The organism is Psychrobacter halodurans (assembly GCF_017498075.1).
Taxonomy (GTDB): Bacteria; Pseudomonadota; Gammaproteobacteria; order Pseudomonadales; family Moraxellaceae; genus Psychrobacter; species Psychrobacter celer.
Map to the genome: position 1 here is coordinate 157,487 of NZ_JAGBKN010000001.1, position 15,841 is coordinate 173,327.

11 protein-coding genes and 2 tRNA genes are annotated in these 15,841 nt (G+C 49.3%); 11 read left to right on the plus strand and 2 right to left on the minus strand.

All coding sequences use genetic code 11. The features are described 5' to 3' along the window. The first annotated feature begins 42 nt into the window (after positions 1-42). The 3 genes from J3491_RS00635 to J3491_RS00645 all read left to right on the plus strand — a co-directional run bounded on the left by J3491_RS00635 (position 43) and on the right by J3491_RS00645 (position 3,137). Positions 43-1,080, plus strand: a complete 1,038-nt coding sequence (locus J3491_RS00635; protein ID WP_207968855.1) for an ABC transporter substrate-binding protein — start codon at positions 43-45, stop codon at positions 1,078-1,080. A gap of 296 nt (positions 1,081-1,376) precedes the next feature. Continuing rightward, positions 1,377-2,276: an ABC transporter permease gene (locus tag J3491_RS00640; protein ID WP_075101629.1), complete on the plus strand. Its 900-nt coding sequence runs from the start codon at positions 1,377-1,379 to the stop codon at positions 2,274-2,276. A gap of 66 nt (positions 2,277-2,342) precedes the next feature. Next, positions 2,343-3,137, plus strand: a complete 795-nt coding sequence (locus tag J3491_RS00645; RefSeq protein WP_100749770.1) for an ABC transporter ATP-binding protein — start codon at positions 2,343-2,345, stop codon at positions 3,135-3,137. Between the two features lie 91 nt (positions 3,138-3,228). Here the strand turns inward: J3491_RS00645 and J3491_RS00650 are convergent, their stop codons facing one another. Beyond that, a complete protein-coding gene (locus J3491_RS00650; protein WP_207968856.1) occupies positions 3,229-3,906 on the minus strand; it encodes a response regulator transcription factor in 678 nt (225 codons plus the stop codon). A gap of 110 nt (positions 3,907-4,016) precedes the next feature. Continuing rightward, a complete protein-coding gene (locus J3491_RS00655; protein ID WP_207968857.1) occupies positions 4,017-6,062 on the minus strand; it encodes a PhnD/SsuA/transferrin family substrate-binding protein in 2,046 nt (681 codons plus the stop codon). Between the two features lie 265 nt (positions 6,063-6,327). Between J3491_RS00655 and J3491_RS00660 the strand changes: the two genes are divergently transcribed. From J3491_RS00660 to J3491_RS00690, 8 genes are all read left to right on the plus strand, one after another. Then, complete coding sequence (locus tag J3491_RS00660) at positions 6,328-7,713, plus strand: cytochrome c (protein ID WP_243455994.1); 1,386 nt, start codon at positions 6,328-6,330, stop codon at positions 7,711-7,713. Then, complete coding sequence (locus J3491_RS00665; protein WP_207968859.1) at positions 7,710-8,633, plus strand: c-type cytochrome; 924 nt, start codon at positions 7,710-7,712, stop codon at positions 8,631-8,633. The genes J3491_RS00660 and J3491_RS00665 overlap by 4 nt, the downstream gene beginning before the upstream one ends. A gap of 197 nt (positions 8,634-8,830) precedes the next feature. Continuing rightward, positions 8,831-11,200 carry an FdhF/YdeP family oxidoreductase gene (locus J3491_RS00670; RefSeq protein WP_207968860.1) on the plus strand — a complete coding sequence of 790 codons (2,370 nt, stop codon included), beginning with the start codon at positions 8,831-8,833 and terminating at the stop codon, positions 11,198-11,200. A 148-nt stretch (positions 11,201-11,348) separates the two neighbouring features. Next, positions 11,349-12,404: a formate dehydrogenase accessory sulfurtransferase FdhD gene (gene fdhD / locus J3491_RS00675; RefSeq protein WP_207968861.1), complete on the plus strand. Its 1,056-nt coding sequence runs from the start codon at positions 11,349-11,351 to the stop codon at positions 12,402-12,404. A gap of 913 nt (positions 12,405-13,317) precedes the next feature. Next, a complete protein-coding gene (locus tag J3491_RS00680; RefSeq protein WP_243455995.1) occupies positions 13,318-14,985 on the plus strand; it encodes a sodium:solute symporter family protein in 1,668 nt (555 codons plus the stop codon). A 114-nt stretch (positions 14,986-15,099) separates the two neighbouring features. Then, positions 15,100-15,234: a putative transporter small subunit gene (locus J3491_RS11965; RefSeq protein WP_208855952.1), complete on the plus strand. Its 135-nt coding sequence runs from the start codon at positions 15,100-15,102 to the stop codon at positions 15,232-15,234. A 179-nt stretch (positions 15,235-15,413) separates the two neighbouring features. Next, positions 15,414-15,487, plus strand: a tRNA-Cys gene (locus J3491_RS00685). 126 nt (positions 15,488-15,613) lie between these two features. Beyond that, positions 15,614-15,700: transfer RNA gene (locus J3491_RS00690), tRNA-Leu, on the plus strand. Positions 15,701-15,841: the final 141 nt, after the last annotated feature.

Consider the following 15,841-nt stretch of genomic DNA (forward strand, 5'->3'; position numbering starts at 1 on the left):
AAATAATGTACGGACACATTATTATTTTCAGGAGTGAGAGCTATGTTTTATCAAAACCGTTTTGGTCATTTCAACTTCAGTAAGGCACTGTTATTAGGCAGCGTTTGTACTGCGATCTTAACTGGCTGTAATCAGACAGCCCAAGACACCAACAGTGCTGACGGTGCGACAGACAGTACCGCCACGCAAATGAAAACGGTCGCCATTACCGCCATTGTCGAGCATCCTGCCTTAGATGACGTACGTAAAGGCGTGATCGACGAGCTCGATGAAGCAGGTTTTAAAGACGGTGAAAACCTAACGGTTAACTTTCAAAGCGCACAAGGCAATACGGCAACAGCCGGACAGATCGCCAAGCAGTTCGTCGCGGATGAGCCAGACGCTATCGTCGCGATCGCCACCCCATCCGCTCAGTCTGTTGCGGCAGCGACCAGCACCATTCCGATGGTGTTTTCGGCTGTGACTGACCCTGTCGCCGCCAAGCTAGTACCGAAACTTGATGGCTCAGGCACCAACGTCACTGGCGCATCAGATGCGCTACCCTATGAGCCGCAAATCGAGCTGATGCGTCAGATCATCCCAGACCTAAAAAACGTCGGTTACGTCTATAGCCCAGGTGAAGTCAATTCAACCATCATCCTAAAAAACTTAAAAGAAAAGCTGACGCCACTTGGTATCAATGTGCATGAAGCGCCAGCACAGCGTAGTAACGACATCGCCATGGCCGCCCGCAGTCTTGAAGGTAAGGTGGATATGATCTACACCTCAACCGATAACAACGTGGTGTCGGCTTATGAGTCGCTATACCAAATCGCCAAAGAAAGTAAGATTCCGCTGATTGCCTCAGACACCAGCTCAGTCGAGCGCGGTGCGGTGGCGGCATTGGGCGTCAACTACTACGATCTTGGCCGCGAAACTGGCAAAATCGTTGTGCGTATCTTAAATGGTGAAAAAGCCGGCGCTATCCCTGTCTATACGCCGCAAGCGCTAGATTTGTATGTCAGTCCAAAACATGCGACTGAAGAAGGCATTACTTTGTCACAAGCGGTTATCGATAACGCCAAAGAAGTGATAGAATAACGGCCTTTTATCTTTGACGTCACATAGCAGCGTCTATCTATCAGCAAAACCACCAAACAGACAGCGCTATTCATGGCTGTCTGTCGTTGGCTTTGTCCGATGGGGCTATATAATTAAAACCAAGGTAGCTTATGATCGTTATTCATCGTGATATGTTTTGGTTTACCCTAACCGCAGATTGTTTAATCTGTTAAATTCACCGCTTAGCTGTTTGGCGTTTATATGAGTGTGGCAATCGCCGCGCATTTATGTGACTCTCACGCGCCGGACACTTGGTTATGACTTACTGATCTCTTATGTCTTTAATTGCTTTTTTTGGTGCGCTTGAAAGCGGTCTGATTTATGGCCTTGTTGCACTTGGCGTCCTGATCTCATTTCGTACGCTCGACTTTCCTGATCTGACGGCTGATGGCAGTTTTCCGCTCGGCGGCGCTGTCGCTGGTATCTCTATCGTCGCTGGTATCAATCCATGGCTAGCTTGCGCGTTTGGTATGCTCGCAGGATCAGTCGCAGGTATCGTCACGGCATGGCTCCACGTCAAGCTGGGTATCTTGCAGCTACTTGCCAGTATCTTGGTGATGGTCGCGCTATATTCTGTCAACTTGCGCATCATGGGTGCGCCAAACTTACCGCTCCTTGGTGAGACCACTGTATTTAGCAGCTTGGTAACTGATGGCAACGGCTATTGGATGCGCTGCTTGATCATTGGGGTGGTGATCTTACTGGCCAAGCTGTTTTTAGATTGGTTTTATAACACTGAAACTGGCTTGTCGATGCGCGCCACAGGCTCCAACCTACGGATGGCACAAGCCCAAGGTATCAACACCTCATGGATGACCATCATCGGTATGGCCATATCCAATGGTCTAATCGCACTGGCAGGTGCTTTGTTTGTACAAACACAAGGCGGCGCGGACATCTCTATCGGTATCGGTACCATTGTCATTGGTCTAGCAGCCGTCATCATCGGTGAGACCATCATTCCTGCCAAGCGTATCTGGCTGATTACCTTTGCTGTTATCGTCGGGGCGGTACTATATAAGCTGTTTATTCAGGTGGCGCTATCGAGCGATACACTACGTAGCATCGGCTTTGGTCCGCAGGATTTAAACCTAATCACCGCCCTACTGGTGGTACTGGCACTGGTACTACCAAAAGCCAAAACCAAGTTTTTATCTCGTAAGGCTCGCGCTTAATAGTGGGTAAAGTAGCAGTACAAGCTTGAAGTGACTGTCTTAAAGTGACAATAAGGAATAACGACTATGATGCAAGCCACAGATTTGCGGTTAACCTTTAACCCAGGCACGCCTATCGAAAATCCGGCGCTACGCGGCATCAATCTCAACATTGCTGATGGTGAGTTTGTGACGGTGATTGGTACCAATGGTGCCGGTAAATCCACGTTTTTGAATGCTGTCAGTGGCACCACACGTGTCGATAGTGGCTCAATCTTACTCAACGGTATTGATGTCACCAAAAAAACCGCGCATCAGCGTGCGCACTGGGTCGCTCGCGTGTTTCAAGACCCGATGGCGGGCACCTGCGAGGCGCTCACCATCGAAGAAAACATGGCACTGGCGTACAAACGCGGCGGCAAGCGTGGGTTGAGCTTTGCCTTAAACCAAAATAACCGTGATTTGTTTCGCGAAAAGCTGTCCGTACTCAAACTGGGATTAGAAAACCGCTTAACTGACCGCATGGGATTGCTATCAGGCGGGCAACGTCAGGCAGTTAGCCTACTGATGGCCTCGCTCCAGCCTTCCAAAATCTTATTACTAGATGAGCATACGGCCGCGCTTGACCCGAAGACAGCGGCGTTTGTCTTGGAGCTGACTGATAAGATCGTCACAGACAACAGCCTCACGACGATGATGGTTACCCACTCTATGCAGCAGGCGCTGGCGCACGGCACGCGCACGGTGATGCTACATCAAGGCCAAGTGGTCTTAGATGTCGCAGGAGACACTCGTCGCGGCATGACCGTCCATGACCTGCTCGATATGTTCGAGCAAACCCGTGGTGAAAAGGTCGAAGATGATAGCCTGATTTTAAGCTAAGTCATTGATGTTATGCACAGTGCTTATTTTAAAATAGATCCCCGATAGCTGGTAAATAGACCGCAAAATGAGTCACCAGTAAGGACATGCCCTAAGCGTCAAGCAGCACCAGCTTTTGAATCAATTCACTGACATGCTGCGCTTGCATCTTTTTCATCACTTGTGAGCGGTGCACCTCGACTGTGCGCACGGCAATATCTAAGTGGTCGGCGATGACTTTATTGATATTACCTTGTAGCAGCTCATCGGCTACCAGCTTTTCTTTATCCGTCAGCTGAGCATACAGCTTGCGAATCTCGTACAGTTTGGCACGCTTGATGGTTAATGATTGCGCCTGTGCCAACGCTTGCTGTAGACGCTGGCTGCCTATGGGTTTTTCTAAATAGTCGGCTGCGCCCTGTTTGAGCATATTTACTGCATCCGCAATCTCGCCATTACCTGTCAAAGCAATGAGCGCCATAGGGCTATCATGAGTATTCAGATACGCCTGTAGCGCCTGCCCGCTCATCTCCGGCATCATCAAATCACTGATGATGACAGCGGGACGATAGATATCTACCTGCTGCAAAAACGCTAACGCACTCGGCCATCCTTGCGCTTGCACCCCCAAACTCCCAAGTAAAAACTCACAAGAGAGGCGCACGCTTTCTTCATCATCGATGATATGAACGACAAGGGGCTCAGCGCTGGTTTTTGGTACATGGTCAGATGACATCATAGGCGTATCTTGACCCTGCTCAGAGATGTGTGTCAAAGGGGAGAAAATCATATAAACCTTTTTGGCCCAATTGAGTGATGATAAATGATGGTGTTTTTAAATATAGGTTGCGCAGCATCGAAGGTATGCAGCACACACGTAAAACTTATCCCCATCACGCCTCACAATTTATAACCGTTTTCTATTTGCCTGTTGTTTCTATCAATTACAGACAGCGGCAAATAAAAAGAGACTTGCGCGCCCAGCGTATTTGCTGGCGGCTGGCCTAGATGCGCGGGGAGCAACTGCAGTTTACCCTGTAAGGTACGCCGAAAGCGATAGGTCTGAGCGTTTGCCACAGGATATTTATCGAGCTCTGCGGCTACTTCGATATTACTTAGCGCTATCTGCGCCTCTATAGATTTACACAGCCGCTGACAAATCATCAGACCCAGCCCCAGACCGTCCGCTTTGCTCGACTGCGCGGCATAATATCCAGATGCAGCCTCGTGCTGATGAGACTGAGCCAATTGCCGCACATCAAACCCTCCTGCGTCGTCACTGACATGTAGCGCCAGCCACTTTTCGTCATCGCGGCTATCTATCTGACAGCGTAACGAGATATTTGTCGCACCTTGCTGGGCGGCATTGCTCATGGTATTGATGAGCAGTTGATCTAAGAGCAGATGCGGCAGGGTCACGCCTTTATAGTCGGTTATCAGCCAAAAATCGATACCGCTCGCTTTATCACCCAATAATAAAACACACTGCCGATAGGTCGCTATGATGTCGACCCTCACGTCATCGGCGGCGCTCCGCTGCGGACGTCCCGCCCAGCTACGGATGTTGTTGACGACCGCCGCGACACGTCTGGTCTCATGGACAATCTGCTCTAAGGCATTTTGTGTCATTTTATTATTTGGCTCTTTATTATTTGGCTCTGTTTTATGCTGATGCCGTATCAGCAGTCCTTGTGCGTAGTTTTGGATAGTTGCCAGCGGCTGATTGATTTCATGGGCGATGGCACCGCTCATCTCACCAATGACCGCAAAACGCTCTGATTGACGCAGCTGCTCATCATAGTCACGAATGAGACGATTTTGCGTCAGTATTTTTTGGCGTCGACGCCATGCCAGCCAGCTCATCCAGCCATAATTGATGGTCGATATCAGGATAATAAACACCAGCACGCCGACCCCCAGCCGATGCGCTTGTATCCAGTCGAGCAAATGAGCGCTGAGCGGTTTTTGGGCTGGATGACGCTGCATCTCATACAAGACACGCTCAGCCTCCATGCTAGACTCTGGAGGTAGCCAGCGCAGCCCTGCCGTAGACATTGGCTCTGCTGGCGGCGGGGCAAATACCTGCTGACTGACTTGCCGTACCAATGCCGCCGGTGCTTGCTCAGTGGCGGCCAACGTCCAGTTGGGATAGATTGCTGTAGAAGACTGGCAGCTTGATGCGGTCGCGACTGGATGCAGTAGACGATATTGTTTAGCATGTATTTTCCCTTGCCGCGTCATCTCCTCCATCAAGCATAGCGGCACGATGGCAGCATCGACCCTGCCATAGGCCAAAGCCTGCAAACTCCGCTCAATCGGATAGCCGGTGAACTGTATGTGATAATGACTGGGCGTGATGCCGTTTTGCTGTAGTAAATGCGCGCCCAGCAAATATCCACCAAACGCATCGGCATCGACTGCGGCCACCGTACGGCGCTGTAAATCTGACAAACGATATATGTCGCTATCGGCTGCCACCCATAAGGCACTGGCGACCGCTTCCATCGCGCTGGGCTGTTGCTGCGCTATCGGCTTAGGTATTTGGCGAAACTGCTGAGCCAAGCTAACCGTCGCCTGCGACGCACGTTGGGTGAGCGTATGTGCCCGAAAGCCTTGCACCTTATCATCGACCGACAGCGCCGGCTCAGACAACACTGTCGGCGCCTGCAACGTAGCCAGCCAGCGCCATTTGGTGGTATTCATTTTTATAAACTGAACTTGCGGACCCAGCACAAATGCAAACTGTTTGGCTTGTATTTGCTGTTGCCAGTTTTCTAATGCCAATGGCACTAATATCACCGTGTCCTCGGCGAGTTGCCGATTGATATCATCTAGCCATGGCTGCCAGCGATCTTGCGCGGCTCTCTCGCCTTGCGGCGCCAGCACACCCAAATAATACGTCTGCGCAAATGCCGTCGCGACACCTACCCCACTATATAACGTCATTACAAGCAGCAAAACAGCACCAACAGACGCATGCCACGTCGCCTTATTTTTAGAGCCTTTGTACATCGTGCTCACTTCCCACTGGACCTATCAGTCGACATTATAAGCCAAAACCCCAATTATAATGTGGTTTTCCACAATATCGCCATTGCCGCGCCTGCCCTATACTCAATCATCATAGTATGACCTTTAAATCGTCATGCACACCGTATGCAATCCTAGGGAACGGTGTGCTGGACACAGCTATCTTATGGAGGGTGGACGGATGAAAAACAAAAAGTGGCCACTGATTATCTTGATCATCGGTATTATCGGGCTGGTCATTGCCTTTATTATTGGACAATTACTACCAAATATGCGCACCAGCACGAGCAATGTCGAGATCGATATTACCGACCCGGCCTTGATCAAAAAAGGCGCGTACATCGCCCGTACCGCAGACTGTGTCGCTTGTCATACGACGCTTGACGGCGAGACTTATGCAGGCGGCTTGCCTATGCTGACGCCACTTGGGGCGATTTACTCCACCAACATCACCCCCGACAAAGACACGGGCATTGGCAATTATAGTTTTGATGATTTCAAAAATGCGGTCAAACACGGGGTACGCCGTGATAACAAAGCCTTGTATCCTGCGATGCCCTACCCGTCTTATCAGCTGATGCCAGATGAGGACGTGGCCGCAATGTATGCGTTTTTTATGTCTGATGTCAAACCCGTTCAGCAAGCCAACCTAAAGAGCGAGCTACCACCAGTGGCCAATTGGCGCTGGCCCTTAGCCTACTGGCAGGTGTTATTTGATCACAAGCGTGAATTTGTCCCTGAAACGGACGATGCGCTCTTAACCCGTGGTCAGTATTTAATCGAAGGCCCTGGACATTGCGGTTCTTGTCACACTAGCCGCGGTATCGGCTTTCAAGAGGTCGCGCTCAGTAACGCAGACTCCAACAAATATCTAAGCGGCGCGGTCATCGATGGCTGGCGTGCCAAAAGCATACGCGGCGAGCATCGCGGACTTGGCACGTGGACAGTGGCAGAGTTAAACGACTTCTTTAAAACTGGCCGTACCGACACCACTGCTGCCTTTGGTGCCATGGCCGAAGTGGTCGAGCACAGCACCCAATACATGACTGACGACGATATCAACGCCATGTCGTCCTACCTCAAAACCCTAAGCCCTGCACCAAACAAAGAAGAAACCCTGCCGAATAAAGCAGACACCACCACGCAAAAACTGCTAGATGGCAACTATGACTCACGCGGTGCAATCCTCTACGCAGAGTATTGTCAAGTGTGCCACCGCGCCGATGGTCAAGGTGTGGCGCGTATCTTCCCCGCCCTTGATGGTAATAGCGCGGTGTATTCTAAAAACGCGGACTCCGTCTTGCAAATCACCTTAAGCGGCGGCCGGATGCCCAAGACCCCTTATGACCGTATGGCATTTACCATGCCTGAGTTTTCTAACTTAAGCGATGCGGATGTGGCCGAGGTGGTCAACTATGTCCGCAACAGCTGGACCAACCAAGCGCCCAAAATCGACGTCAATGACGTAGTAAAAATGCGCGCTTTTCTCGCCAAAAAACCAAAAACCAGTACCGATATCGCCCCAGACCTAAGCATTGACGCTGCAGAAAAAGGAGCAAACCAATGACCCATTTACTATTCACATGGCCGCGCGCCGCGGTTTATGCCGTCTTAGGTGTCATCAGTATAGGCGCCTTCAGTGGCTGCTCCAACCCTGCCCCTGCTGAGCGCAATGCGCCTGAATTTAACACGGTCACAGCCGACGATGCCAACGAAGACATCGGCACATATATCCTACCGCAAGACACTGCCATCTTATATGAGCCAAATGCTGAGGAAATATTTTATGGCAAACGGCTCCTCAACGAAACCAAGCGCCTGCTACCAGAGCACGTCGGCGCGCAGATGAACTGTAATAGCTGCCATATATCACAAGGCAAAGTCCCACTCGGCGACCCCTATATCAACAGCTATAACACCTACCCACGGGTGATGCCGCGCGCTGGCAAAGAAGTCGATTTAGAAGCCCGTATCAATGGCTGTTTTCAGCGCTCAATGAATGGCAAACCCTTAGACCGTGAGTCACCTGAGATGCAGGCGATGATGGCTTATATGAAATGGCTGTCACAAAACACGCCAAAAGAGCACAAAGTCGATATCAAAAACGCAGGCGCTGTCGATACCTCATTGACACCGGACCCTATACGCGGCGAGCAAATCTATCAGGCACAATGCGCGACTTGCCATGGCGACAATGGCGAAGGGCTCAAAGACAGTCGCGGTGACATCGTCTTTCCGCCATTATGGGGCGACGAGTCCTTTAATATCGGCGCAGGCATGGCTCGCACCTATAAGGCTGCCGCCTTTATTAAATACAACATGCCCATGGGCATTCAGACCAAAGGGCTATGGGGCCACGGCAATGTCCTAAGCGATCAAGATGCTGTCGACGTGGCGCATTTCTTTACCCATCAGCCGCGCCCTGATTTTGCAGGCAAGGTCAATGACTGGCCCAGTGGTAAAAAACCCAAAGACGCGCGCTACTGATCGTCCTAAACGCGGTGTTTTCTGTGGTTGTTCTTAGCTGTTAATAAAACCACTCTAACAAAGCAGACCTTTAAGAAAACGCGCTTTTCTTAAAGGTTTTTTGTTATCTATGGTTACTACTGCTACACACGGTACAGCGGGCATTATATAGTGATGAGATACCACCATTATGCCGCCATTTATCGATGAGGTCTGTCATGCGCAAAATTCCTGTTTACTCCCACCCTGCTGCCGGTTGGCCTGCGCTGATCTCCTCGACACGCAAACTGATGGATTATCAAACCTTTTTACGCGGTAGTGTCAGCGTCCTAAAAAGCAATCAGCCTCAAGGTGGATTTGACTGCCCAGGCTGCGCGTGGCCAGACCATAAGTCACATAAGCGCATCGACGTCTGCGAAAACGGCATCAAAGTCATCGCCAGCGAAACCATGACGAAAAAGGCGGATGCACAATTTTTTGCGCGGCATACCGTCACCGAGCTGCAAGGCTGGTCGGGCTATGAGCTTGAGCATAGTGGGCGCTTATCAGAACCTTTATATTACGACGCCGCACAAGATCGCTATGTACCGATTTCTTGGGAAGCCGCTTATAAGCGTATTGCAGAACAGTTAGCACAGCTTGATTCGCCAGACGAGGCGCTATTTTATACCTCAGGCCGTGTAACCAACGAGCCAGCCTTTATGTATCAATTGTTTGTACGCTGTTTTGGTACCAATAATTTACCAGATTGCTCAAACATGTGTCACGAGCCAACCTCAGTGATGCTCGGTAAACAGCTGGGCGTCGGCAAAGCGACAGTCATGCTAGAGGATTTTGAGCAAGCCAAGCTCATATTGATGTTTGGTCAAAACCCTGCCACCAACCATCCGCGCATGCTCGAGATGCTCGCTCATGCCCATGAGCAAGGCTGCCAAATCCTCTCGATAAACCCCATGCGCGAGCAAGGCTTGAGTAAGTTTCGAAACCCACAAAAACCCACGCATATGGCAGCAGGCCAAAGCGACACCATGGTCGATGAAGTCGTGCAAATCCAAATCGGCGGCGATGCGGCGCTACTGACCGGCATTGCCAAATGGCTGATTGAGAATAATAAAATTAATACCGATTTTATTACAACGCATACCTCAGGGTTCGAGCCATTAAAACAATGGCTGACCGAGCAATCATGGACGGATATCGAGCAAGGCTGCGGTATCGCTCAGACAGAGATTATCAGGCTTGCTAAGTTGGTCGCCGATAGTCCAGCGACCATTTGCACATGGGGCATGGGCATCACTCAGCATGTACAAGGCGATGACAATGTAGCAATGATTACCAACCTATTATTATTGATGGGTATGATTGGCATTGAGGGCGCAGGCGCATCTCCTGTGCGTGGACACTCTAATGTACAAGGCGATCGCACCATGGGTATCCATGAGCGCCCAGCGCAAAAGCTACTCGACAGCCTAGCGCGCGTCTTTAAGCGCCCAATGCCGCAAGCAGCAGGCTTTGATGTGGTGACAGGTGCCAAAGCATTGATCGCCGGTAAGCTAAAAGTCTTTATGAGTATGGGCGGTAACTATGCCGTGGCCGCCCCCGATACCAGCGCTATCGAGCAAGCACTCACCACCACACAGCTCAATATATTTGTGGGCACCAAGCTCAATGAAACCATGCTCTACCCCGGGGCGCACAACCTAATACTGCCTTGTCTAGGGCGTACTGAGCGTATCGTGACGGCCAAAGGTGAGCAGTTTGCCACCATCGAAGACTCTATGTGTCAGATTGTCCCGACGCAAGGCACCCTAACACCCGTCAGCGACGCGCTCAAATCCGAGGCGCAGATCGTCGCCGATATCGCCACGCATGTGCTCAAGACTGATACCGACATTCCTTGGCAAGCGATGAGTACCGACTTCGATCTCATTCGCGACTATATCGCCCAAGCGATTGACGGCTTTGAGAACTTCAACACGCACATTCGGGCAGCCGAGCGCGGTTTTCATTTATACCATCCAGCGCGCCACCGCGTGTGGAATACAGACAGTGGTAAAGCACAGTTTATCGTGCCGAAATACCCCATCACTTATGTCGCAGCCCAAATGGCCAACACCGCCGCTGCCTTAAATGATGGCTTAAACCCCTCTGGCAATGACAGCGACCAAAATATCGAACAAAAAATCTGGCAATTGACCAGTGTACGTAGCCATGATCAATTTAATACCATGATTTTTGGCTATAACGATCGCTATCGCCAGACCAACCGCCGCGACGTGCTATTTATGCATCCAGACGAGATAAGCCGCCTAGGCTGGCAAAAAGGAGATCAGGTGATGGTATCGCGGCACGCCAGCTCAAGCCACACAGCGCATAAAAACAAGCCGCGCGTACTAGGGCCGCTCATATTGACTGAGATGGATATCGCCGCCAATGCCGTCGCCGCCTATTATCCTGAATGTAACGACCTGTTTGATTTGGATACCCATGCGCCAGACTCGCACATACCTGCCTACAAATCGACAACGGTGGTTTTGCAGCGTGTTGCCACAGCCGCGCGATTATCTGACCCTGTACTGTCAGCATAAATTGTCAGCGTAGGCCGTGTCCCATAAAGGCGCTTAGCATAGCGCCGTATGGGTGTGTTTTCCATATCGATTGTTATTCCAAAACAGCCAGACGATCTGTCATGGCAATAAAGCGTGTTGAGTCATCATGATAAGCAAAAGCAACCCCATGCCTGATAGTAATAATGAGCGAAGCTATCCGCTAACAAACACCCTGCCTGTCTCTACGAGATCGCCTACCACCGCCCCACTCGCCCGTAGCCACTGTGCGAAAAAGCATTGTTATCTGCCCGATAATCCTACCTTTGCCAATAGCCGTATGCCAGACAATACCGGACAAATGGATAAGTCTCAGCTTCACAGTGAAGAGCAATCGGCGGACTTGGCAGTGGAAGCAGCTGTCGCTATCGTTATTAACGGTATTCACTATGCGGTATTAATGGCAAGTCCTCATCAGCTAGAATATTTAGCTGTTGGATTTTTATTTAGTGAAGGCTTAATTCAGCACAGTCATGAGCTGCTTGATTGGGAAGTTACCCAGCTTAAAGATATCGCAAGTTATCAAAAGTTTACGCAAGATTCATTTAGGCAAGATTCGCATGTAAAAAACCCTATGAATGAGAGTCTTGAATCTGAAGCATTTGAGCAAAGCTTAATATCACTGCAAGATTACGATATTTATGTAGTAGAGCTAGTGCTAAACCAACGCTGCCATCAGCGCATCCAAGCCCAAAAGCGACAACTGGCGGGACGAACGGGCTGCGGTATGTGCGGTATCACGGGGCTGACACAAGCCCTACCTGATTTAAGCGCTTATACGCAAGATAGCCAACTAATTCGGGCAGCCTGCCCGCGTCTGGATTATTTATTGGATATGCGCCAGCAAATCACTGCCATGCAGCATACCCATCAGCTGACAGGAGCGGTACACGCTGCAGCGACCCTGCATGACCAGCAGCTGTATTTGTTTGAAGATGTTGGCCGCCACAACGCGCTAGACAAACTGATTGGCTGGCAGCTGCGCAACAAGCGAGAGGCAGACTGTGTGCTGATGACCTCACGCTTGTCTATCGAGCTGGTACAAAAATCGATTCGTGGGCGTATCCCTTGGCTCGTTGGCATGTCTGCGCCCACCAGTACCGCCGTACGGGTCGCCCAGCGCTATGGTCTAGGGCTGGCTGGGTTTTTGCGTGACAATAGAGTCACCTACTACACGGGTATTTGATAAGTATTGCCTAACCACATTTTCTAAATCCTGTCATTATCACCGATTCATTTACTTTGATACCCTCACATTGAGCATTTAATACTGCCACCATTCAATACGTTAGCCTTATTGACACCCTCACAAACACCTTTTCATAAGCCCTATTTGTCAATGCCATTTTTCTTGAGGTCTGTCTCTGCCTTTTGGTCATTGATGATAAATAACTGACCGATAGATTTGAGCTTCACGGCAGAATAGGGTACCCTTAGCGCACGAGTATGTTACACATAGTTAACATAGCTGTAGTTTTATTTATAAATACCGAGCCTATGGTGCGACGCATCAGGGCTATAGCGTGTTTGATACCTTAACTACAGGTAATGCGTCAATTACCTAATCATGGGCAAAAATTCGCTCATGCTTGGGTGTATTTCAGCCGGCTATACATAATATTAGCCGATAAAGCTGTCTACACTTAGCACCGTCATCAGCAGATGGCTGAGTGCTTATCCATAATTTTGCTGTAGATACCTGCCTTGTCAGCGCTCTATAGCAGCCAGCTACTATCAAGTATGACCACTTGACAGCGTGATGGACTATCCATCAATAGACGCATGCTGATGACTGCCCTGCGATTTTTGTGAGACGTGGCTCACTGTTGCATGTGATTTTTTCAAATGACGTACAACAGTGAGTAACCGGCATGATGTCGATGGGCAGTTGTCATTTACAGGTTGCAGGATCTACTCTTAAAACACCAAGTGCGCCAGCGCGCTGCATTTGGATCGGCGCTGACCGCTTTTTATGACGGCCAACTGTTAGCACTGTGTGATGCCTCTACATAAGAATTTTATGGGCTTTATTATATTCTTAACAGTTTTGGATAAAGTTATACTATTAAACTTTTATTTATGTAAAATAATCGCGAGGTATGAATTTGAAAACTGAGTCACTGTTCCAATTTTCATCGTTAACCATTATTTTATTGTTGTTAGCGTTTTATGGCGGCACGTATTTGTTGTCATTGCTGATCAAAAAAGACAAAGAAACCACTTCAGGATTTATGGTAGCAGGCCACGGTGTCGGCTTTGGCATGGGTGCTGCTAGTATGACCGCTACTTGGATTTGGGCCGCATCATTTTATGCCGCGGCGACCTCTGGCTACAAGTATGGCGTGTCAGGGCCGATACATTACGGCTTTTGGGGCGCGCTGATGATCTTATTCATCTATCCTTTTGGTATGCGCTTTCGTGAGCTTGCGCCCGATGGTCATACCTTAGGTGAGCTTATCCACGCCCGCCATGGCTCATCAAGCCAATTAATTTTAGCCATATCCAACCTTATGGGCAGCTTAATTAGCTTGATGGTCAACTTTACTGCGGCTGGGGCATTGGTGTCGGTATTATCGCCATTATCGTTTCAGACAGGGGTCATGATTGCAGGTATCGGGGTGCTAAGCTATACCTTAACCTCAGGGTTTCGCGCTTCCGTCTTTACAGACTTTGCGCAATTGGTCGCTTTGATGGCCATCGGTATTGTCATTATTCCAGCGGTACTGTTTGCGATGGGTGGACCACAAGTCATGGTCGATGGCCTCTCTAACCTCACGCTTGAACAGCAGGATTTCTTTTCATCCGAAGCGTTTTTTCAGCAAGGGGCGCCCTATTTTGTCGCTGTACTTGCTTATGCGATTGGTAACCAAACCATCACTCAGCGCTTGTTTGCGATCGATAAGACTAAGATTAAACAGACCTTTATTACCGCCACAGTCGGCTATGCTGGTATCGTCATCGGTCTTGGTATGATCGGATTGATGGCTTTGACCATCGGTATCGAGCCACTAGATGGCAATATGAATAACCTCATCCCGCAGATGGTCAGCACTTACTTGCACCCTGTATTTATCGCCTTGTTCTTTATCTTGGTCATTGGCTCACTATCATCGACAGCCGACTCGGATTTGTCGGCATTATCGACCATTATGATGGCGGATGTGTATGGCAAAAACATTGCCAAAGGCCGCGTCAAGCCCAAAACGATGATGCTCGTTGGTCGTAGCACGATGATTATCGCCACCGCTGCCGGACTGATCTTTGCCAGCTTTAAGCTAGATATCTTGGTGATGTTAGTCTTTGTAGGGGCGCTGTGGGGCGCGATTGTTTTCCCGGTCATCGCCAGTGTGTTTTGGAACCGCGTGACCAATGCCGCCTTTACCTCGGCGGTCATCATCGGCCTGCTGCTATTCTGTGTGGTGCGCTTTGAGCTGCTACCGATGACAGGCTTTACTGCCCTTTTCTTTGAAATACTGGCCAGTGTGGGCGCCGCAGTCGTGATTGGACTGATGGTCTTTGGCTTTTTGGGTCGTAAAATCGGCATGGTAGCGGCAGCGATCACGCTGATACTGATGCTCATTTTTGCCACAGGCTTCTTACGTCAGTACATGGTACTACTGGCCTCACTAACGGCCTATGGTGCCAGCACCATCGTTTGTATCATCGTTAGCCTCATGGGTGATGAACACTTTGATTTTGCTTTAATCAATCAACGTGTCGGCGATTATGATAAAAAAGCCAAAGCATCGACCTCTGAGCTTTCATAAAAACAGGTGAGCTTTCATAAAAACAGGTAGCAAGCACCGCTTGCGGGTTTGGCAGTTGGTCAATATGTGGCCAACTGCACAAGCAACCCTTCATAAATACTATAAGGAGATATCATGGACAACGTCTTTATCTACGGCTTATATATTTTAATTTGGCCAGCCATTACGCTCGGCGTGCTGGTATTGATTTGTACCGCAACTTATCGCGATATCAAACGAGCCAAACGTAATAACGAAGAGATATTATAAAAGTACACACTCAATGATCAGTACTCTCATCAGTGAGTCCGGCTCGCTGATGAGCCTGAATACGCAAAAAAAACTCATAAAAAAGCACTAAAATCAGCACAAGTGAACAAATAAGCTATTTTTAGCCAAAAAATGACTTGTAATTTAAATTATTTTTGCTAATATAGTCCACCTTGATTGGCTGGATGGCAGAGTGGTCATGCAGCGGACTGCAACTCCGTTAACGCCGGTTCGATTCCGACTCCAGCCTCCAATTATTTATTAACGTCATGTTAATTTAGGCTTGCATTATCAGCATAACCGCTTATAATAGCGACCACTTATCTCACCAGCGAAAAGCACTATCAACGCTTTTTAATGTATAGATAACACAAGTTTTGCCCGGGTGGTGAAATTGGTAGACACAAGGGATTTAAAATCCCTCGCTAGCAATAGCGTGCCGGTTCAAGTCCGGCTCCGGGTACCATTATAGCAGTACAAAAAAACCGCAAACCAACTATGGTCTGCGGTTTTTTTGTGTCTGTTATTTTTTAAGCAGCCTTCTTAGAATGACGCTCCTCCCCTCCCTATACGTTAAGTCAGAAAACCTCTTTATCCATGCGACGCT

Coding starts and splice junctions, on each gene's coding strand:
- J3491_RS00650 (WP_207968856.1), bottom strand. CDS start 3,906: ATGATTTTCTCCCCTTTGACACACATCTCTGAGCAGGGTCAAGATACG.
- J3491_RS00665 (WP_207968859.1), top strand. CDS start 7,710: ATGACCCATTTACTATTCACATGGCCGCGCGCCGCGGTTTATGCCGTC.
- J3491_RS00680 (WP_243455995.1), top strand. CDS start 13,318: ATGAATTTGAAAACTGAGTCACTGTTCCAATTTTCATCGTTAACCATT.
- J3491_RS00645 (WP_100749770.1), top strand. CDS start 2,343: ATGATGCAAGCCACAGATTTGCGGTTAACCTTTAACCCAGGCACGCCT.
- J3491_RS00660 (WP_243455994.1), top strand. CDS start 6,328: ATGAAAAACAAAAAGTGGCCACTGATTATCTTGATCATCGGTATTATC.
- J3491_RS00655 (WP_207968857.1), bottom strand. CDS start 6,062: ATGACGTTATATAGTGGGGTAGGTGTCGCGACGGCATTTGCGCAGACG.
- J3491_RS00640 (WP_075101629.1), top strand. CDS start 1,377: ATGTCTTTAATTGCTTTTTTTGGTGCGCTTGAAAGCGGTCTGATTTAT.
- J3491_RS11965 (WP_208855952.1), top strand. CDS start 15,100: ATGGACAACGTCTTTATCTACGGCTTATATATTTTAATTTGGCCAGCC.
- fdhD (WP_207968861.1), top strand. CDS start 11,349: ATGCCTGATAGTAATAATGAGCGAAGCTATCCGCTAACAAACACCCTG.
- J3491_RS00670 (WP_207968860.1), top strand. CDS start 8,831: ATGCGCAAAATTCCTGTTTACTCCCACCCTGCTGCCGGTTGGCCTGCG.
- J3491_RS00635 (WP_207968855.1), top strand. CDS start 43: ATGTTTTATCAAAACCGTTTTGGTCATTTCAACTTCAGTAAGGCACTG.